Below are 20502 nucleotides of genomic sequence, written 5' to 3' on the forward strand. Positions count from 1 at the left end.
TTTATAAAAACAGGTATTTTATGTTCCTCTGTTTTTTTTATCAGACAAAAACATCTGGAAAAAGGAGCTTATGACCATGAAGTCCGTGAATATCCGATCCATTGGTTTCCGCCTTTTTGCCATGGCCATCCTCTCCGTTCTTCTGCCCCTGCTGGTGGTGGGTATCCTTGCCATTACCCGATCCACAGCAGCGCTCACGGAAAACGCCGCTGAAAACACCATGGGCGTTGCCCAGGACCTTGCCAATCTCATGGACAATCTTCTTTATGCGGAAGTGCGTCTTTGTGAATCTTTGGCAGACAAAAACCTGGTACAGCGACTTCTTTACGCGGTAAGGGAAAAGGGCATGGAAGGTTCACGGCCAGAGGCTGTGGCACTTTTTGAAAACCTGAAGAAAAGCCGGATGTCAGCGAATCACCAGGGCGTTTTTGTGGCCGATGCCAAGGGTGAACTTCTGACGGGTATCCTTGAAAACGGCAAAGAATACATTGGCTACAATATTGCCAATAATAACGAATTTAAAAGGGCGGTGTCCTCCCGTCAAACCACCATAGGGCATGTTTTTATTTCTGCGGCCACCGGCAATCTCGTCATGCCCATAAATTCACCCATCTATGCAGAAAATGGTGATTTTCTGGGCGTATTTGCAACGGTGATCAAAGCCGGGTACCTCACTGAGATTGTTGCCAGCCGAAAACTGGGAGAAACGGGCTATGGCTACATGCTCAATGAAAAAGGGATTGCACTGGCCCATCCCAATCAGGACCTTGTACTAAAAATAGATATAAATGATGTACCAGGAATGCAGCACATCGCCAGGAAAATGTTCAGGGGACAGCCAGGTGCCGACAGCTATGTTTTTCAGGGTGTTCCCAAAATGGCAGGCTTTGCTCCCGTAAAAAACACAGGCTGGGTGATTTCCGCAACGCAGGATCAAGCTGAATTTCTGGCCAGTGCCCGTAATATCCGCAGCATTCTGATTCTTGTAATTCTTTTTTCCCTTGGCTTGGTTGGTTTCATTGTCACCCTTGTGGTTCGCTCCATTGTTTTTCCCATCAATGCGGCTGTGGTCGGACTGAAGGACATTGCCGAAGGTGAGGGCGACCTCACCATGCGCCTTACAATCAGCACAAAGGATGAGGTCGGGGAACTGGCCCGCTGGTTCAATATCTTTGTGGAAAAACTGCAGGGAATTATCCGGGAAATCGGTGGTGGCGTACATACCCTTTCTTCTTCCGCCACCCAGCTTTCAGACATTGCCGAAGAAACCCGCAAAGGGGTTCAGGATGTATCCGAAAGAACCAGCAACGTAGCGGCGGCATCCGAAGAGATCAGTGCCACCATTGATATGGCCGTAGCCTCTTTGGAAGAGTCTTCCAGCAATACCAACCTTCTGGCAACCGCCTCCGAAGAAATGTCCGCCACCATATCAGAAATTGCCCAGAATGCAGGCAAGGCAAGGAATATTTCCAGTGATGCCGCAAAACGGGCTGCCTGCATGTCCGATCACATGGGTAACCTTAAAACCGCAGCCCATGCCATCGGCAAAGTCATAGAAACCATCACGGACATTTCAGAGCAGGTGAATCTGCTGGCTCTCAACGCCACCATAGAAGCGGCCAGAGCAGGAGATGCGGGCAAGGGCTTTGCCGTGGTAGCCAATGAAATCAAAGAGCTTGCCCGGCAGACAGCCAGCGCGACCCAAGATATCAGGGAAAAAATTGAGGACATCCAGAACACCACCGTCACCACGGTAAAGGAAGTGGGAGATATTACAAAGGTCATCAATGAGGTGAGTGATGTGGTTGGCAACATCGCCGCTGCCGTGGAAGAGCAGTCCAGTGCTGCCAGCGAGGTGGCGGGTAACGTGGCCCAGGTTTCCCGTGGGATTGAAAGAGTCCATGAAGGAGCCAGCCAGAACGCAGCGGTCATCCAGGAAACCACAAAGGACATCGCAGGCATCACCCATGCCATGGGGGAAATGAAAAGCAAAGGGGTGCAGATCAGTGAAAGCGCCGGAGAACTTTCAAAGCTCTCAGAAACCCTTCGGAAACTCGTGGCCCAGTTCAAATTTTAGGACTTTTCCCTCCGGAATGGGCTTTCGCCTCTGTCCGGAGGGAAACAATCTGTTCAGAGGAAAGAATAGATGTCGAGACAATCACTGAAAGAAAGACTGGCATCCGGCCTCCTGAAAACCGAAATGGCGGGTCTGGCCCAAAACCACTTCATTGCAAGGGCAGGATATGAAATCCGTAATCCCCTCAATAGCATCATCGGCATGACCTCATTGCTTTTAAGCACCCATCTTGATGACGATCAGCGCGAATGCATGGAGTATATCCATACATGCGCCGAAGCTATATACTTGACATCCTTAATGTTTTCAATGATATGATCCACTATGACGTCTTGAATGGAACCGGAGAGGTCAACCAGTGAATATCATTTTCACTTTGCAAGGATACCATCATGAATGAGGTTTTCCGCAGCTTCACCACAATGACAAAAGCAATGCTCTATCTGGCGCTCATGTATTTTTTATCGCTTTCACCAGCCTTCTGCCAGGACATGAAAACCATCCAGCTTGCGGCATTTGACTATCCACCATTTTATTCAGAAGAAAATGGTGAAGTACAGGGAATTGCCGTGGAACTTGTCCGTGAGCTCTTCGCACGCATGGACATCCAAACAGAAATCCGGATGTATCCGCTGAAAAGGGCTTTGGCTTATCTTGAAGATGGAAAAGCGGACGGGTTGATGATTCTGATCAAAACAGCCGAACGGGAAGCGTATATCCATTATACGGATCCCGTTCTCACCGTACAGGGTCTGATATGGGCGGCGGCGGACAGAAAGGACGTCAAGGTAAACTTTGATCGCCTTGAAGACCTGATACCCTATAAAATCGGCGTGACCCTGGGATACAGTTATGGCCAGAAGTTCGACGACATGCTCAAACAGATGCATGTAGATACGGGAAATTCGGATTATAACAACTTCAGAAAACTTCTGGTGCACAGAATGGATATTTTTCCAGCCAATGAGGTGGTTGCCAGAAGCCTTTTTAAAAAGCATCCTGAACTGAAAGGAAAATTTGTCCACTCCGACCAATCTTTCATTGAGTGGATCCTTCACATGGGAATCAGTCAAAAATCAAGCCTTGTTCATAGAATCTCAGACATCAACACGATCCTGGCTGATTTGAAAAATGAGGGTTTCATCCATAAAACCGTCAGAAAATATACAGAATAAAACCGAACGCCCCGAATTGTTCCGACAAAAGCATCAGAACCCCATATACCCAGATCCTGCGGTGAATTTTTACACCATGCCACCTGAAGATAAAAAATCCTCCAGAACCTTTGCTGTACGGCCCAACCATTACAAAACAGACCGTATGATGACACCCCAAGAAAGAATATGATGCTCAAGATCTCCCTTGCCTTTGCTGCTCTCATCCTGCTCTCTTTCCCGATCTGGCGTCTCGCCTCACGGCGTCGGAGTCTTCCCTGCCCCGTATGGCTCCGCTGGCTTGTGGAAATGGACAATCCCTTCACCCGTACCAACCGGGCAGAAGTCATTCTTTCCCATCTGAACATCACTCCAGGCATGCATGTGGCGGATGTGGGCTGCGGCCCCGGTCGCCTTGTTCTGCCCCTTGCCCGGAAAGTGGGAAAAGAGGGCCATGTGGTTGCCATGGATATCCAGGAAGGTATGCTCAAGAGAACACGGCAGAAGACAGAAGCAGCAGGACTTGACAACATCACCTTTCTCAGGGCTGGCGCAGGTTCCGGACCCCTTGCAGGCTACCGCTTTGACCGCATTCTTCTGGTGACGGTACTCGGGGAGATTCCAGATCCGGAACCGGCCCTTGCGGAAATCCATAAAGCCCTCAAGCCTGGAGGGCTTCTTTCCGTCACAGAAATCATCTTTGATCCCCACTTTCAGAGAAAAAAAACGGTCATCCGCCTTGCGCAAAACGCAGGTTTCAAAGAGCGGGCTTTTTACGGAAACGCCCTTGCCTATACTCTGCTTCTTGAAAAACCAGAGTAAAAAAACTGAAATCGGGAGGGAAGACCGCATGAAAAAGGCTCAGATTATCCGCATTTTTCTACTCTGCCTTGCTGCACTCGCCCTTTTTTCAGAAAGAAGTTTCAGCCTGGATTTATCCCCTGAAGAAAAACTCTGGCTGCATAATCTCCCCCCTCTACGCTTCAGCGAGGTGGAATGGGAACCTCTCTCCTACACCTCCGATTATCCGGCTTACAAAGGACTCATTGCGGACTACCTTGAAATCATCTGTAACGCCACTGGCATCAGGATGGGTTTCATTTTGAGCGAAACCTGGCAGGAAGTACTGGACAGGTTTAAGAACAAGGAAATTGATCTTATACCCGCCCTGGCCTTAGAAGATGATGTACAGACCGAAGTGCTTTTCACAGATCCCTATACTTCCTTTCCTCTGGTCATTGTTACAAGGCCGGGCATGGATTTTATTGCTTACACCCATGAGCTGGAAGGAAAAAAAGTGGGGGTAGGTAAAGGCTATACCAGCCACAATTTTATGAAAAACAACTACCCGACCATCGAGCTGATCACAACCGCCAATGTGCCGGAAGGCCTGCAACTGCTCAGCAAAGGCAGAATTGACGCCTTTGTCGGCCACCTCGCCGTTGTCATGGACGCCATCAGAAAATCTGGCCTGGACCTTCGCATCGCAGGAAAAACGGAATATGTCTTTGAGCACCGCATGGGTCTTCCGCCGGAACATGCACAAACGGTTGCTGTTTTCAATAAGGTTTTTGCCCACATAAGCCCCGAAGAGCACAACCGCATCTACAATAAGTGGATCAGGATCAAAATGGATCAGACGAATTACTCCATGGCATGGAAAATCCTCATTGGAACCGGCATACTCATTGCCGGAACAGCATACTGGAACAGAAAATTATCCTCAGAAAAAAAACGGATCCAGCAATTGCTCAACGATCTCAATGCCCTTAAAGTTCAGCTTGAAGAAAAAAACTCCGAATTGAACAAACTGGCAGTAACAGATCAGCTGACCGGGCTTTACAACCGGCTCAAACTTGATGAAACCTTCAGGTATGAAGCCGATCGTTCGGCAGCATGCAGCCACTCATTCGGCATTATCCTCATGGATATTGACTATTTTAAGGATATCAATGACCAATACGGGCATCAGACAGGAGACCGAATTCTGGTCTGTATTTCAAAGCTCGTTCTATCCAGCATCCGAAAAACGGATATCCTCGGCAGGTGGGGCGGAGAAGAGTTTCTGATCATCTGCCCGGAAATTGATGAAAACGGAATTATGAAACTTGCAGAAAAGTTAAAAAACACCATAGAAACTTATTCTTTCCCGGAAATTCGTACATGCACAGCAAGTTTTGGTTTATCCCTTTATCAAAAAAATGAAGACATCGCCCAACTCATGAAAAGAGCGGATGACGCACTGTACATGGCAAAAAAAACGGGCAGAAACAAAGCCGTTCTCAATTAAGGACCCAGACCATGGAGACCCAATCCCGTTCCCTTCAATCCGGCCCCATGCTGCAACGGATTTTCCTTGTGGAGGATGACCCCCGCCTCGCCTCCCTCATCCGTGAATACCTGACCATCAACGGATACGAGGTTCTGGTGATTCCAAGGGGGGATGTGGCGGCAAAGAAAATCCCTCCGGAGAATCCGGATCTCGTCATTCTTGATCTCATGCTTCCTGGTCAGGATGGTCTGAGTGTCTGCCGCGAAATCCGCCGGGACTATCGCGGCCCTGTACTCATTCTCACGGCGAGGGAAGAGGATATGGACGAAGTTGCAGGACTGGAGCTGGGGGCGGATGACTATGTAAAAAAACCCGTCATCCCGAGGGTTCTTCTGGCGCGTATCCGCGCCCTCCTACGCAGAACCGGCCCGCCATCCATGCCGGTGAAAGAAGCGCTTTCCGCCTTGCTTTTTGGCGGCCTTCGCGTGGATATGGAATCCCGGAGCGTATGGTTCAATGGCACCCCCGTTGATCTCAGCACGGTGGAGTTCAGCCTTCTGGCTTTCCTTGCCAACCATGCGGGCGAGGTTCTCAGCCGGGAAAAAATTCTGGCGGAGCTTCGGGGCATTGCCTATGACGGTATGGATCGCTCCGTGGACATGTACATCTCAAGGCTGAGAAAAAAACTGGGAGACGACGGAACCCGGCCTTCCCGCATCAAAACCGTATGGGGAGAAGGGTATCTTTTTGTCAAAGACGCCTGGTAAGAGGCGGGATCTCCCCCACTCTGGCTCCTATTTCCTCTGCCCGGCAGCATCCATGCGCTCCTGCAGAGCTGCGGCAATGCGCTCCCGTCTGCGGATGGATTCCGCATCCTCTCCAAAATAGCGGGCTTGCAGTTGTTCCACCTGCCTGTTCTTTTCCTCTGCATCCAGCCGGGAATCCTCAGCCAGGCTGTTTCTTTCGTTTCTGTAGGCCTTTTCCCTCTCCTCTTCCGTCCGGATATGATACTCGGCAGCCTCCATGCGCGCCACCACATCCTCCGGAAAGGTCTCCAGTCTCAGGGTACGGATACGTTCCTGCCTTTCCCCATCCGAGGCCATGTGCGCAAGATCCCGTTTATGCACTTCAAGCAGCTCACGGTACTGCTGGTATGCGTTCTGGGAAACCGGCGGCCCTTCCTCCCTTTCCGCCGCATAGGCAGCATCCAGCTTCTCCAGCGCCTGCAGCTTCTCAGAGGACGTCATACCCGGATCGGAAACGATATCCACCCGCTCCGTACGGTAACGACTTTCTGCCATCTCCCTTCCAAAAAGCCATTCCGTATGCACTTCCCCCATATACGCGATGCGGAAATTCCGGATATCCTCCCAAAAAGCCAGACGCGCCTCCCGTGTTCTGGGCAGAGACTGCACGGCAAGATACTCTGCAAGTTCCATTTCACTTCTGATATAGGGCTCATACACAGCAAGAATCGCTTCTGCGCTTTCCGCATCATAATTTTCCATAAGCCAGCCCCGTACGGCATCCAGATGCCCCACAAGATCCGCTACCTGGCCAAAGGTCTGGGTTAACCAGGCAAAAAGAGCACGCACATCCTCTCCTTTTTCCCGGGCCATGAGATCAGAAACCAGATCCCTGCTCTCCGCATTCTCCTTTTTCAGAAAAACAGGGGCGGCAAACGAAGAAACCGGCAAAGCCTTGGCCTTCTCCGGTTCCACTGCGGGTTCATGGGCCAAGGTTTTTTGCGTAAAAAGCCCCTTTTCTTCTGACACATTCGCCTGGGGATAGAGATACAGGACAAGGCCAGCAAACAGAATCAGCAGCATTCCCCAGATCCAGCGGGACGGATAATGAAGTGCTCCCATCATACTTACCCTCCAGTCTCCCTTCCCGCCCCAGAACAGGGACAAGGAAAGAGGCAGTTTATCACAAACCTCTGGTTTTCAGATCCGCGGCAATGTCTTTATAAAATTGCGGCGCATTGAAGCCCGGCGTAATCCCTAGAAACATGCCAACGATATTCAGGTGGTCGCAGCCCGGAGAATACCAGGCTGCTTGCTGTATACCTCTGAAATTGCCCCATTTGGCGCTTTCCACACTGACAAGCCCGTCATTTGCGCCCTCAAGACCCAGCATGATGAGCCACGGGACCTGCATGAGCACACTGGGGGCCCCCCACTTCGCCTTGGCGGCCCAGCTCTGATAGTAAATCTCATCCACATTCGGAGTGTTGGGGTTAAAGTGATTCCTAACGATATCCGTGGTCACATCCCAACCATTGGCAAGGCTGTCTGGATTTTCATCCCCCATGATGAGGGCATAGACCATATTTATAGCGCCCCCCACCAGACCATGCAGTTCTCCCGGAACCCCGTTCATAATCATATCGGCCAGCCTGCTGCCTTGATGGGGGCCCGCGATACTGGTATGACTGGCCACCTTATCCCTAAGCCCCAGATTGCTGATAGCATAGCGGGAATAAAGGGTACCGTGGGAATGACCGATGATATTGACTTTATCCGCTCCGGATGCCGCAAGAATTTCAAGAACTTGATTTTTAAAGTCAATGGCTTTGGCTTCCGTGGAATCCATGCCGTTAACGGAAGTGATATACACCTCAACGCCTACGCGCTCCAATGCGGCCGGGATAGTTCCCCAGTAATCCATAACGCCTGCAATTTTCGCAGAAGCACCCATGCCGTGAGCCAGTACCAAGGGGTATCGGGTATCATATTTTGCATGCGCACCCGGCATGAACACACAGAACCAAAACACTGCGGTCAACAGTAAAGACTTTCGATCCATGGTATGCTCCTTCCTTTAAGTGGTTTCTTTTTTTTCGGTTTTCCAACACCAGCAGCCACCTAAAAACAAAAAACGCACCTCAAAACCACAGAGCAAACAAAAAAACAGGTATCTATTTCCCCTCGCAACCCACACCTCTGATACGCATTAAGTCACTCGTATATCACTAAGATTTCTGATACCTCTTCTCTGACACTGCCCATAGATTTTGTGCAGGCTTTCCCGCGATAACCATGCCATGATCCAGGCAGGGAGACTGCGTACGGGCAAGCGCAAGGCCTGCCCTGCAAATGCGAACTGCTTTTTCTGATTCAGATCCGCATGGCTGAAAAAACATGGTAATCAAAAAATACCAGGAACAGGAAAAGCAGGGGCTCCCGGAAAAAGAAGACTTTGCGGCACCCCGCTACAAATCCATACCGGACAAACGGTTGCCAATGTTCGTAATGTGATCAAACATAATACCCTTTTCTGTGATTAAAAGCGTGGTCTCATCAAAGCTGAGACCATTACCCACAGCAACAGATGAGGGGAAAGAAAAAAGACCTTTTCTTGTCTCATCCATCACAAAACCATAGCTCCCCCTGTCTGCGATAAAAACAACAGCCCCCCCCCATAAAATCCGCAACCGCCACACCATCCTCACCCTTATGGCGGCATACGGCAAGATCATCAAAAAGTCCGGCACGCTGGTGCAAGGTGATGAGATTCTCCGGTGCACCGCTCACAGGATGAATGCTTATCCGCCTGACCTTGCCACTCTGAAGGGAACCTGCCACAAAATCCGTAAAATAGATGTCCTCCCCCCTGATGGCCATGCCGTTGGGAGAAAAAATGCCGTCGGATCGACGCAGCCACGTGCTGCGTTCAAGGGAAACCGCATGATCCGGATGATGGGTGACCTTAACCCGAACAATCTGGCCCATGGGAAGGTAGGTAGAATCGGCAATGTACAGATAGCCCCTTGCATCCGCCACCATGCCATTGGGAATCAGAAACTCATTGAGCGTACCTGCCACATGAAAGCTGCGGTTTGCATCCCGAAGATCCATCCACAACAGTTCTTTAGAGAGAAAGAGGTTGGTAAAATAAGCAAAAAGATAGCCGGGATCCGACAACAGGGCTTGAGTGCTGAAAGATTCCGGGAAAAATCCATAGGAAGAGCGCAGGGCGTACAGATAATCTCCCACCTGTGCCATACCCGTAAAATTGCCCCCATCCGGCGTCAGGGCCTCCTTGCTGTACTCACCGTTGGTCTCCTGTATAATTTCATAAATATTGGTGCCACCCGTGACAAAAAGACGCCCCGTATCCGTGAAAAAGATGTTTTCCGCATCCGGAATACCAGCTTTAATATCATAAACCTTACAAGCAGAAAGTACGAAGGCACACAACAGCATCGCAACCACAAAAAAGGGTGTGGGGGTACGCTTTGAAACTCGAATCATTTTGTGAATTCCTTTCAGAATCTAAATTTGCTCTGCCAAGATCAGACAGGAAGCGAATGCTTTTCTTCTCTTTTCATTCTTGGACAAAACCTCCCGACAAAGGAGCTGAAAGGGTGGTTTTCCCAGAAAAAATCCAAAATGCGCCAGCATACCCCCACAATATAGAAGGTTCATAACATGAAAAAATCCATATTCAGTGTCCCTGGTGGTTATGCTTGAACTCTTTGCGAATCCATCAAGAATCAAAAACCTCTGTTTTTAAGGTCCGCCACAATATCTTTGTAGAAGGTGGATGCATCAAACCCCGGCGTAGCACCAAAAAAATGACCAATAATATTGATATGGTCACAGCCCGCAGAATACCAGGCCGCCTGCTCCACCCCCCTGAAATTCCCCCATTTTGCGCTTTCCACACCCACCAGCCCATCGTTGGCCCCTTCCTGGGTCAGCATGATGAGCCAGGGAACCTGGAGCACTACACTGGGAGCGGCCCACTTGGCCTTTGCCGCCCAGCTCTGATAATAAATTCCCCCGATATTCGGGGTATTGGGATTGAACACATTCTGCATGAAGTCCGTTGTAAGGCTCCATCCATTGCCAAGGGTGTCTGGATTGGTATCCCCAAAAACCCAGGCATAAACCAGATCCAGCGCTCCGCCCACCAAGCCGTGGAGACTTCCGGGGATGCCGTACATGATGAGATCCGCCATGGCGCTGCCCTGATGCGGCCCGGCTATGCTGGTGTGGCTCGCCACAAAGGGCGCAAGCCCCAGGTGGGTGATGGCATAGCGGGAGTAAAGGGTGCCATGGGAGTGACCGATGATGTTCACTTTTGCAGCGCCGGATGCCGCCAGAATTTCAAGGACCTGGTTTCTGAAATCCACGGCTTTGGCCTCTGTGGAGTCCATACCATTCACGGAAGTGACATAAACCTCCACACCGGCCCTCTCCAAGGCGGCGGGAATACCCCACCAGTAATCCACAAGTCCCAGAATTTCCGCTGATGCTCCCATCCCATGGGCCAGGACCACAGGGTACCGGGTATTCTGGGCCGCATGGGCGCTGGAGCCCATCCCCCACAATGCCGTTACAAGCACTGCGATGAAGAGTACGGATTTTCGATGCATGACAGCTCCTTTCTTCGTTTTTGCTTTCTCTGATTGACCGGTTTCACACGACCGGGGTCAACACAAGCGCCCCAACAACCCGGTATACGGCTTCAGCGCCGCAGATCCCGGAAAGGAGGCTATGACAACAAAAACTTCGTTGTCAGCACAAAACAGTGTTTACATATGCAAGTCACGCTATCGAAGGCCTCCTGATATGTCAAGCACAAAATCCCCATATCCGCCTCGCCTCTTCCGAGAAAGCCTCCTCCCATGCATATCCATAAAATCATACAGTTAGGATAAAAAAAGAAGAAACACCACCGGATCAGATCCCCAGCAACTCTTCACACTCTGTTACATTTCCCTACACATTCGGAACAGACTCCTGCCCTCCCTTCCTGCTACAAAAGCGCCACCATATCATCCAACACGGAGGCCCTATGAAACCAAAATTTTTTTTTGTCATCTGCATTGCCCTCTTGTCCGCAGCAAGTCCCGGCTTCACCGAAGAAGCTTCTCCCTCTCATCCGAAAACCGGCCTTTCCGCCCAGATTTTCATCGGAGCCGGATGGGCTGTGGGCAAGGGAAGCGGACTGGACACCGACCCCGCCAGAACCCGACTGAATGACTGGAAACAGGGAAACAAAAACATGGCGTCCGCCATCCCCATGGCCGAAGCTTCCCTGCACTATCATTTCTCCACAGCCACCACCCTGCGCGTGGAAAGTGGTGCGGAATCCATCGGCGCCCCCGCCTTCGGACTCTCCCAGACCATTCCCGCCACAGGCACCCTGGGCGTGCTGGTCAGCATGGGTTCTTCGGATGTCTGGAAAGATCCCTACCTCCTGGGTCAGGATCGCGCCAAAACAAAAGAGAACAAAAAAAGCCTTTCCTTTTTCTTTGAAGACATCCTGGAAACAGGCCTCAACCTCCACTACACCAGCGTCTGGAGCCATGTGAAAGAAGATGAGAGCGGCCTGCGGAGCCAGGATCTCAGGCGCAGGGGTCAAGCCCACCACATCCGCCTGGACTGTGGCCTTCCTCTCAGCGAAAAACCCATCCTTGCACCCGGACTGCGGTACGAGCTGGGAAATTTTTCAGGAAAAAGCAATGCTTACCAGGCTTTTGGAGGTGATTTGGCCCTCACTCGGATCATGGAGGGCTGGATGATGACCCTCAGCCTCGGAGGAACCGCCAGAAATTTTGAAAAAAGACATCCCGTGTTCGCCAAAACGCGGGAAGAGAGGGAAGGCTCCGCAGCCCTGACCCTCGCCTTTCCAGCTCCCCTGGGATACGACGATCTTACCCTGATGGTCATGATGGGCCACAACACCGTGCAGGCCAATCACACCTTTTTTGAAAACCGCACAAGCTTTGCAGGGGCCGGAGTCAGTTATGCTTTTTAGCGCCTTTTTTTCCCATGCCCCAGAGTGCGCGCAATCCGCAGAGCATAAGGAAAAGACCATGAGCCTGCTTTCTCCACGAACCCGGTCCTTTTTCATGCCCTGCATGAAAACCGGACTTCTCCTCACCCTGATCCCCCTTTTTTCCTGCAGTACCCTCGGCGTTCTGCACTGGCAGCAGCACCCCTCAGACTGCCTGCAGTGGCGCTTTAAAACCCAAGCGGATGTCTACTCTTCACCCGCCATGGCCGCAGATGGCACGCTCTACTGCGGATCCGACGACGGCCGCCTTTATGCCATAAGCCCCCAGGGTCAGCTTCTGTGGAAATTTCACGCGGGAAGCGAAATTTACGCCTCCCCTGCCATGGGGCAGGACGGAACCCTGTATTTCGGAACCAAAAAAGGCGTTTTTTACGCTTTAAATGCTGATGGTTCTGAAAAATGGAGTTTAAGAACCGGAGGATGGATATGGGGATCCCCGGCAATCGCGACCTGCGGCCTCATTTACGCAGCCTCCCGAGACGGGCATCTTTACGCCATTGAACCCGACGGAAAAATCGCCTGGAGCCTTAAAATCGGAAGCTGGCCTCGGTCCTCCCCGGCCATCGGTTCCGATGGAACCATCTATCTGGGTGCGGATGACCAGAACTTCTATGCCATCAGCCAAGAAGGGCGAATGCTTTGGCGTTTTAAAACCGGAGGCAGCATTCCCGGATCCCCGGCCATCGGTCAGGACGGCAGCCTGTATGTGGGATCCAATGACAAAAACCTCTATGCCCTGGAACCCGATGGCCGTCTCAAGTGGCATTACCCCACTGGCGGATGGGTGCGTTCCTCTCCTGTCATCGGTCCAAGCGGAACCATCTATGTGGGATCCGGCGATCACCACCTTTACGCCCTCCGGCCGGATGGGAGTCTTAAGTGGAAATTCCAGACCCAAAGCTGGATCCGGTCTTCTCCTCTGGTGGATGCGGAAGAAACCATCTATATAGGTTCAGACGACGGTTTCCTTTACGCCATCTTCGCCGACGGCTCTCTCAAAAAACGCTATGCCCTCACAGATGCCATTTATGCAGCACCCAGCCTCGGGCCAGACGGAATCCTCTATCTGGGGACAGACGATGGCTTCATCAATGCCCTGGATGTCCGGGCAAAAGATCTGGCCCCTTCTCCCTGGCCTAAATTCCGCCGCGACATCCGCAACAGCGGGAGCTGCACTTCCTGCGGTCCCTGAGATCTGTGAAAGACGCATGCGATTCAGAAATCCCCGGAGGATCTGTGTACATCAGAAAACAGGATAAAAATGACGCTCAGGAAAAGACGTCCAACTTCGGCAGGCTCTTCATCCGCTTCTTTCTTTCCATCTTTGTCACTGTCATGCTCACGGCCCTGGGCCTCCAACACGGATTCAACACCCTGCTCCAAATTATCAAGAAGGACGCCATCACCCTATATTATCAAGATCTTGTCCGTGGAGCCTACCATGTGATGGAACAGGACTTCCTCAGCCGACCGGAAGATTCTTGGCAGGCCTATCTGGAAAGTCTTCAGCCTTTCTTCGGATACCCCATCGCCCTTCAAACGCCGGACAGTCTGGACCTGACTCCCCAAGAACGGGAAAGACTCCTTGCCGGTGAAATTCTGGTTCAGGAGGAGGGGGAACGCTATCACATGAGAATCCGGGGCAGTAAAACCATACTCACCATGGGAAGATTTCCGGACCCGGATTTCGGGATCCCCCTGAATATACTTGTCTGGCTGGCCTTTGCCCTCGGCTTTGGCATCATGACCCTGGTCTGGACCTTTCCCTATGCCCTCAAACTCAAAAAAATCAACCATGCCGTTCTGGCCTTTGGCGCTGGCGACCTCAGTTCCAGAGTCAGTATTCCCAAAACATCCTCCCTCGCTCCCATGGCCATGGCCTTCAATGCCATGGCGGATAAAATCGGCCACCTGATCGCCTCACACCGGGATCTCATCCACGCCGTTTCCCATGAACTCCGTACTCCCGCCGCCCGTATCCGCTTTGGGTTGGAAATGCTCCGCGCTGCGGCGTCAGACACAGACAAACAGCGCTACATGGATGGGATGCACGAAGATGTGGATGAGATGGAAAGGCTCCTTTCCGAACTGCTCACCTATACCCGTTTCAGCAGCACAACCCCTGCCCTCCAGATGCAAGAAGGGGAGCCTGGGCCCTGGCTTGCAAAAATTGTGAAGGATTTTAAAGCTATGCATCCCACCCTTTCCATTCATCTTACCCAGGAGATGGAGGGCAGGGCCTGTTTTGAACCCTTTTACCTGGCCCGGGCCGTGGGCAATCTCCTGGAAAACGCCGCCCGATATGGCCGCAGCACCGTCGCCGTTCACCTTGCCTTTGGGGAAGCACTCTGCTGCATTCACATTGATGACGACGGAGAAGGCATCCCGCCCGAAGACCGGGAAAAAATCTTTGAACCCTTTGTGCGCCTGGATCCCAGCCGAAGCAAAAAGACCGGCGGCCACGGCCTGGGGCTTGCCATTGTCCGCAACATCATTGAAAGCCATGGCGGTACTGTCCGTCTCAGTGCTTCTTCCATGGGCGGCGCGCGCTTTACCCTCTGCTGGCCCGCATCCCTCGCACAAATCCAGGAAAGGGGGGATGGGGGATAAAATTTTTTCGGTAAAAAACAGCAGAGCGAAAGAAAGTCCTCCTTTCTTCCGCTCCCTTTCATCCGGTATCAAGCCTGCTTGCTCTCTTTTTCCTCAGTGGCAATGCCCGCAGGAGCAGGCGTCTTCTCTGCGACTCAAGCGCCGCCACAGATCTTCCCCTCCTTTCCAGGCGAAAAGGCCCAGGAGCAGGATGGCGCAGGCCACGGAGAAATATCCCCCTTTTTCTTCAGACGCACCCGTCTGCCAGACTTCCAGCCCTCCCATCAGCCCATAGAATCCATCCGCCACAAACCCCATGGTCAGGGCGCATACCACAATGCCCAGCACATAGACCCCTGTCATTCGCCGCCCCAGAATCCGTGAGATCACCGTAAGGGAAGCCGCATTCACCGCAGGCCCCGCCAGAAGAAAAACCAGAGCCGCTCCGGGATTCAGCCCTTTCATGACCAGGGCTGCGGCAATGGGCGTGGATGCGGTGGCACAGACATAAAGAGGAATGGCCATGGCCACCATCACCAGCATGGCGACAAGGGGGTTTCCGAGCCAGAAAGCAATCATTTCCGGCGTAATGAAAACCGCAATACCACCTGCAATAAGCACCCCTACCATGAACCAGAGTGCGATATCCTTGAAAAGATCACCAAAGGCAAAGGCCATTCCCTTCTGAAATCGCTGCAAAAATGAAAAACCGCCTCCGGATGCGCCGCAGTTGCAATCCTCCTTGTGACAAACCTCAGAAACAAGCACCTTGCCTGCCATGGGCAGGGGCTGCAAATGCGCCGCAGAAGTCGGGCCTATGGGAGTAATTCCGGCCTGCTCCACCTCTGCTGACCACTGAGGCTTTTGATCCAGAATCTGCACCACACGCCCCGTAACCATGGCTGTGAAGAAGGCAGAAACCGGCCGGATCACGGCCATGAAAGGATCCAGAAGCGCCCAGGTTACGGCAATGGAATCCACCCCCGTTTCCGGCGTTGAAATGAGAAAGGCTGCGGTAGGTCCCTTGCCAGCGCCCTGCCGCCGGAGTCCGGCAGCTGTGGGCAATACCCCGCAGCTGCAAAGGGGCATGGGGGCTCCGATCAGGGCGGCTTTAAAGACGCCGGAAAAGGACGAGCCTCCAAGGTGCTTCGCCACAAGGGTATCGGGTAAAAAAGCCTTAAGCAGACCGGCTACCAAAAAGCCGAAAAGCATGTACGGTGCTGAAGCCACAAGAACACCCCAGCTTGCCATGATCATTGCCGCGATCCAGTCCATATGTTTTTCTTTTTCTCCGGAAAAGGTCCGTGTGGAGCGGGTGTCCCCGCAAAGCCTCGCTTGAACATATGAAAAACCATTCACATGTTCAAGGAAAAAAAATCCACTCCGCAAAAAAACGGAAGAAGCATATCTGAAAAAAACCTTCCCATCCCCTCACTTTTACTCAGAAACGTGCGCTTCAGCCTGTTTGAGAAGCCCCACGATATGCCCGTCGTCCAGGCTGTACACCACATTTTTGCCTTCTTTGCGGAATTTAACGATCCGGGCCGCCCGCAGTACCCGCAACTGGTGAGAAACGGCGGAAGAACTCATGTCCAGAAGCTCCGCCAGGTGACAGACACAAAACTCGGACAGCCCCAGGGCCTCAAGAATACGGACCCGGCCAGGGTCTCCCATGGCCTTGAACAGCTCCGCCATCCGCATCCGGGTTTCATCCGAAACCATCTGCGAGGCCACCTTGCGCACGCGATCCCCATGGGCACAGGCTTCTTTGCAAAACTCTTCTCCGGATTCTTCCACAGGACCTCCGTAATCTTCTGAAGCAATTGGTCTTGGGATGCACACTTACCACAAACAGGGGCTCAGCGTCACGGGCAAGGGTCTCGCTTTTAAAAAAAACATTTTTTTATAAAAAACCCTCATATTGTGATAAAAAATCTGCGGTTGCGCGACACAAAGCGCCACAGCATCATCGCCTTGTCGCCTTTGTATCTGTTCAAGTGACCGCATATGGCCTATATTTTCCCAGCCAGGAAAAATCCTTCCAGGCCCTTGACGCGACTCCCGGATCCCGCCTGGATCCACCAGACACCGGAGGCCTTTGTTCCCGTGGAAATTCATTGCCCAGTCTGCCAAAAAAAATATGGCCTTTCGCCAGACAGCCTCGCCAGACTCACCACAGCCAGAGAGGTTCCCTGTCCCGCCTGTGGCGGCGGCATCCCCCTGCAGCCGGGTCCCCTTTCTCCCATGAGCAAAGAAAAACTGATCAAAGAAGCAGGCGCCCTCCCGCCCATGCCCGAAATTCTCATCCGGGCACGGGCCATTGTGGAATCGCCCTATGCCGATGTCCGGGATCTCGCAGAAGTTCTGGAAAAGGATCAGGCCATGACCACAAGGCTTTTAAAGCTGGCCAACTCCGCCTACTACGGCCTCCGCCATCCTGCGGAATCCGCCCACAAGGCCTGCCTGGTTCTGGGAGAACAGACCCTTTTGCAGATGATCACCCTGGTCAGCACGTCCAAACTCTTCTCCCACAGCCTGGAAGGCTATGATCTGGATGCGGCCACCATTTTTTCCCACGCCCTCTTTGTAGCCATTGTTTCCAAAAAAATCTGCGGCCTGCGCTTCAGAGAATTCGAATCCAGCGCCTTTTCCGCAGGGCTTCTCCATGATGCGGGCATGCTGATCCTCGATTCCCACATCCGGAAGAGAAAAGACGCCTACCAGAGCCTGCGCTCCCAGGGCTTTTCCCAGCATGGGGCGGAAAAAGCCCTCTTGGGTTTTGACCATGCGGAAATCGGACACGACTTCTGCATCAACTGGAAAGTACCTGAGGACCAGGCCCTTGCCATACACTGGCACCATGAACCGGAAAAAGGCCGGGGCAAAGCCCTGGCCCATGTTCTCCATGCCGCAGATATTCTCTCCTGGCAGGATCCGGATCGCCTTCCCAGCGAGGACATCCGGCCCGAAAGTTTTGCCCGAATCGCCCTTTCCGATGAAGAACTGCATACCCTCCGCACCGATGCCTGGCAGGACGTGGCCCAGATTGTGGCGGATATCCTCATCCCCTGACTCCGGAAAACGCCATGCCCAGATGCTTTCTCATCGCAGCCATGACCCTCTGCGGCCATATCGGCCCCAGCCCCTTTTCAAGCCCGGAGGACAGACAGCATCTGGAAACCTGGCGGGATCAAACCGACGCAAGCCTCATGGGCGCAGGCACCCTACGGGACGCAGACCCGGAGATGCGCGGCTCCCATGGTGTGCTGCGGGAAAATCGTATCCGGGCCTTTGTTTCTGCTTCCGGTCGCATCCCCCTTGAAAAGCGCCGCATCTTTCTGCACGGCCCGCCGCCCCTTTTTTTCACCCCTTCCCATGTGGCAAAAAGCCTTGCCTTAACCCTCGGCCAGCGCGGTGGGGTGCATCCCGTTCCCTCTCTTCAGGATAAAAGCCTCGATCTGAAGGCCGTACTCGCCGTCCTGAAAACCCAGGGCACGGCCTCCCTTCTTCTGGAGGGCGGCGGCGGTCTCAATTATCAGGCCCTGAAACAGGGCATTGTGGATGAACTTCTGCTCACCCTCTGCCCGAAAATTCTCGGCTCTTCCAACGCGGTTCCCCTGGTCCACGGCCCTTGCGGACTGAAGGAAACAGGCCCCTGGCATCTTCTCGACTACCGCATCGGAAACTCCGGTGAAGTCTTTCTTCACTATACGCGCACAGCTGACGGCTAAGGTTGTACATAAAAAACCCCCTTCCACGTCCAACCCGAAAGGATTTTCCATGTCAGAGCCCCTTGCCATCCTCTTTTCCGGCGGCAGCGATTCCCTGGCCCTCTACGCCATGGCCCTTTCCGGCAGCCACAGGGACATTCCCAAAGCTTCCGCAGTGCACCTTGTCACCCTGCTCAACGGTATGTCCCGCTTTCCCCATTTCACGGAAAACCGTTTTCAGACGGCCCGCGAACTGCTCGAAAAACAAAGCCCCGTCCCCCTGCCCTCCAATGTCCGTGTGGAGCTGGACTGCGGCCGCCTCTTCCAGGAACTCTGGCTGAACCGCTACGAAAGCCTGATGCCCCGCTACCGGGGCAAAAACCTCGTATGTGTAGCCTGCAAGCTCGCCATGCATACCCGAACCCTCCTCTACTGCCTGGAACATGCGATCCCGCAAATGGTGGCAGGCTACACCCTCAAGCAGTCCTTCTATCCGGAACAGACCCCGGCCTTCATGGAACGTATGCAGGCTTTCAGCGAAAACTTTGGCGTAAAAACCGCCTTTCCCGTGTATGAGGACTTCTCGGACACCGCCATTTCAAGGCATTTTCTCGAAGACCAGGGCCTGCCTTCCAGTGGCGGCGGTGAGCGCAAATGCCTTTTTTCCCAGACCTGCACAACGGCCACAGAAGAGGATACGGGAAAATATCTGGATGATCTTCTTCCCCTTGTGTCGGACTACATCCGGAAACGGCGGGAAGGCGATGTGGCGGGAGCAGCACGGGTATTTTCCGGGATGGATGCGGAAAAGGGGTAACTCCTTTTCTCGGAATGTCAGAACCCAAGGAAATCGAAACCATGCAAGACGATCACAAAAAGGGTGAAATCGTTGTGTACCAGTCCGAGGACGGGCGCATCAAACTGGACGTGCGTCTCGAACGGGAAACCTTGTGGATGACCCAGGCAGACATGGCGCAGCTTTTTCAATGCTCTACAGACAATATTTCCCTGCATCTGAAAAACATCTTCGTGGAGGGAGAGCTTGACCCGGTTTCAACTACCGAGGATTTCTCGGTGGTTCGCCAGGAGGGGGCAAGACAGGTTTCACGCAAGCTGACCCACTACAATCTGGATGTTGTCATTGCAGCTGGTTACCGTGTCAAAAGTCTGATCGCCACCCGCTTCCGCATCTGGGCCACCCAGCGGCTCAAGGAGTATATGGTCAAGGGCTTCATCATGGATGATGAACGGCTGAAGAATCCTCCGGTAAAGGGATCGGCCCTGCCAGACTACTTTGACGAGATGCTGGAACGCATTCGTGACATACGGGCCAGCGAACGGCGCATGTACCTGCGGGTACGGGAAATCTTCGCCATGGCGGCGGACTATGAACCCAGCTGGGGCGAGACCACCAAATTCTTCAGCATCATCCAGAACAAGCTGCATTTTGCCGTCACCGGCATGACCGCCGCCGAACTCATCCACTCCCGCGCCGATCACCTGTTGCCCAACATGGGCCTTTCCACCTGGAGAGGGGATGAGGTGCGAAAAACCGATGTCAGGACAGCCAAAAACTATCTGAATGAAAACGAGATTGAGGAACTGAACCGTATCGTCACCATGTGGCTGGATTTTGCCGAGGATCAGGCCAAGCGCCGCAAACAGGTATTCATGAAAGATTGGGAACAGAAACTGGATGACTTCCTGCGGTTTAATGAGCGCCAGGTTCTCCCCAATGCCGGGAAGGTAAGCAAGAAAACGGCGGAAGACCATGCCAGGGATGAATACGAAAAATTTGAAGTCCGGCGCAGAGAATACAAAGAAGCGCTGGGGGCTGTCGATTATGTGAAACAACTGGAGGAAGCGGCCAAGCAACTTCCCGTAAAAAAG

19 protein-coding genes are annotated in these 20502 nt (G+C 52.7%); 13 read left to right on the forward strand and 6 right to left on the reverse strand.

What is annotated here, in order from left to right:
- Window positions 1–76: 76 nt before the first annotated feature.
- The 6 genes from RBR60_RS11525 to RBR60_RS11545 all read left to right on the forward strand — a co-directional run bounded on the left by RBR60_RS11525 (window position 77) and on the right by RBR60_RS11545 (window position 6270).
- Complete coding sequence (locus RBR60_RS11525) at window positions 77–2077, forward strand: methyl-accepting chemotaxis protein (protein WP_320356896.1); 2001 nt, start codon at window positions 77–79, stop codon at window positions 2075–2077.
- 123 nt (window positions 2078–2200) lie between these two features.
- On the forward strand, window positions 2201–2395 hold the full coding sequence (locus tag RBR60_RS16825; protein ID WP_413815465.1) for a histidine kinase dimerization/phospho-acceptor domain-containing protein: 195 nt from the start codon (window positions 2201–2203) through the stop codon (window positions 2393–2395).
- A gap of 74 nt (window positions 2396–2469) precedes the next feature.
- On the forward strand, window positions 2470–3252 hold the full coding sequence (locus RBR60_RS11530) for a substrate-binding periplasmic protein (RefSeq protein ID WP_320356898.1): 783 nt from the start codon (window positions 2470–2472) through the stop codon (window positions 3250–3252).
- A 168-nt stretch (window positions 3253–3420) separates the two neighbouring features.
- Entirely contained in the window at window positions 3421–4053 is a 633-nt protein-coding gene (locus tag RBR60_RS11535) for a class I SAM-dependent methyltransferase (RefSeq protein ID WP_320356900.1), read from the forward strand.
- Window positions 4054–4081: 28 nt separating this feature from the next.
- Window positions 4082–5521 carry a diguanylate cyclase gene (locus RBR60_RS11540; RefSeq protein WP_320356902.1) on the forward strand — a complete coding sequence of 480 codons (1440 nt, stop codon included), beginning with the start codon at window positions 4082–4084 and terminating at the stop codon, window positions 5519–5521.
- Window positions 5522–5532: 11 nt separating this feature from the next.
- The gene (locus RBR60_RS11545; RefSeq protein ID WP_320356904.1) at window positions 5533–6270 is read left to right on the forward strand and encodes a response regulator; all 738 of its coding nucleotides are present in this window, start codon (window positions 5533–5535) and stop codon (window positions 6268–6270) included.
- Between the two features lie 27 nt (window positions 6271–6297).
- Here RBR60_RS11545 and RBR60_RS11550 read toward each other — a convergent pair whose 3' ends face one another.
- The 4 genes from RBR60_RS11550 to RBR60_RS11565 all read right to left on the reverse strand — a co-directional run bounded on the left by RBR60_RS11550 (window position 6298) and on the right by RBR60_RS11565 (window position 10886).
- Window positions 6298–7374, reverse strand: a complete 1077-nt coding sequence (locus RBR60_RS11550; RefSeq protein ID WP_320356906.1) for a lipase secretion chaperone — start codon at window positions 7372–7374, stop codon at window positions 6298–6300.
- A 58-nt stretch (window positions 7375–7432) separates the two neighbouring features.
- Window positions 7433–8311 (reverse strand): esterase/lipase family protein, encoded by an 879-nt coding sequence (locus tag RBR60_RS11555; protein ID WP_320356908.1) that lies wholly within the window; start codon window positions 8309–8311, stop codon window positions 7433–7435.
- A 557-nt stretch (window positions 8312–8868) separates the two neighbouring features.
- On the reverse strand, window positions 8869–9759 hold the full coding sequence (locus RBR60_RS11560) for a hypothetical protein (protein WP_320356910.1): 891 nt from the start codon (window positions 9757–9759) through the stop codon (window positions 8869–8871).
- Between the two features lie 242 nt (window positions 9760–10001).
- Complete coding sequence (locus RBR60_RS11565) at window positions 10002–10886, reverse strand: esterase/lipase family protein (protein WP_320356912.1); 885 nt, start codon at window positions 10884–10886, stop codon at window positions 10002–10004.
- 422 nt (window positions 10887–11308) lie between these two features.
- Between RBR60_RS11565 and RBR60_RS11570 the strand changes: the two genes are divergently transcribed.
- From RBR60_RS11570 to RBR60_RS11580, 3 genes are read left to right on the forward strand one after another with little or no spacing between them, the layout of a single operon-like run.
- Window positions 11309–12274, forward strand: coding sequence for a DUF2860 family protein (locus tag RBR60_RS11570; RefSeq protein ID WP_320356914.1), 966 nt, complete (start codon window positions 11309–11311; stop codon window positions 12272–12274).
- A 58-nt stretch (window positions 12275–12332) separates the two neighbouring features.
- A complete protein-coding gene (locus tag RBR60_RS11575) occupies window positions 12333–13505 on the forward strand; it encodes a PQQ-binding-like beta-propeller repeat protein (RefSeq protein WP_320356915.1) in 1173 nt (390 codons plus the stop codon).
- A gap of 44 nt (window positions 13506–13549) precedes the next feature.
- On the forward strand, window positions 13550–14923 hold the full coding sequence (locus RBR60_RS11580; RefSeq protein ID WP_320356916.1) for an ATP-binding protein: 1374 nt from the start codon (window positions 13550–13552) through the stop codon (window positions 14921–14923).
- 93 nt (window positions 14924–15016) lie between these two features.
- Here RBR60_RS11580 and RBR60_RS11585 read toward each other — a convergent pair whose 3' ends face one another.
- Window positions 15017–16177: an SO_0444 family Cu/Zn efflux transporter gene (locus RBR60_RS11585; protein WP_320356918.1), complete on the reverse strand. Its 1161-nt coding sequence runs from the start codon at window positions 16175–16177 to the stop codon at window positions 15017–15019.
- Window positions 16178–16339: 162 nt separating this feature from the next.
- Window positions 16340–16699 carry a metalloregulator ArsR/SmtB family transcription factor gene (locus tag RBR60_RS11590; RefSeq protein WP_320356920.1) on the reverse strand — a complete coding sequence of 120 codons (360 nt, stop codon included), beginning with the start codon at window positions 16697–16699 and terminating at the stop codon, window positions 16340–16342.
- A 252-nt stretch (window positions 16700–16951) separates the two neighbouring features.
- On the opposite strand from RBR60_RS11590, the gene RBR60_RS11595 reads away from it, so the two are divergent.
- The 4 genes from RBR60_RS11595 to RBR60_RS11610 all read left to right on the forward strand — a co-directional run.
- A complete protein-coding gene (locus tag RBR60_RS11595) occupies window positions 16952–17974 on the forward strand; it encodes an HDOD domain-containing protein (protein ID WP_320356922.1) in 1023 nt (340 codons plus the stop codon).
- A gap of 14 nt (window positions 17975–17988) precedes the next feature.
- On the forward strand, window positions 17989–18633 hold the full coding sequence (locus RBR60_RS11600; RefSeq protein ID WP_320356924.1) for a RibD family protein: 645 nt from the start codon (window positions 17989–17991) through the stop codon (window positions 18631–18633).
- A 49-nt stretch (window positions 18634–18682) separates the two neighbouring features.
- Complete coding sequence (locus RBR60_RS11605; protein ID WP_320356925.1) at window positions 18683–19429, forward strand: hypothetical protein; 747 nt, start codon at window positions 18683–18685, stop codon at window positions 19427–19429.
- A gap of 41 nt (window positions 19430–19470) precedes the next feature.
- Window positions 19471–20502, forward strand: a 1032-nt coding sequence (locus tag RBR60_RS11610) for a virulence RhuM family protein (protein ID WP_320356927.1), incomplete at its 3' end; no start/stop codon positions are given.

Origin of the sequence: Desulfobotulus sp. (assembly GCF_034006065.1) — a bacterium.
Classification (GTDB): Bacteria; Desulfobacterota; Desulfobacteria; order Desulfobacterales; family ASO4-4; genus Desulfobotulus.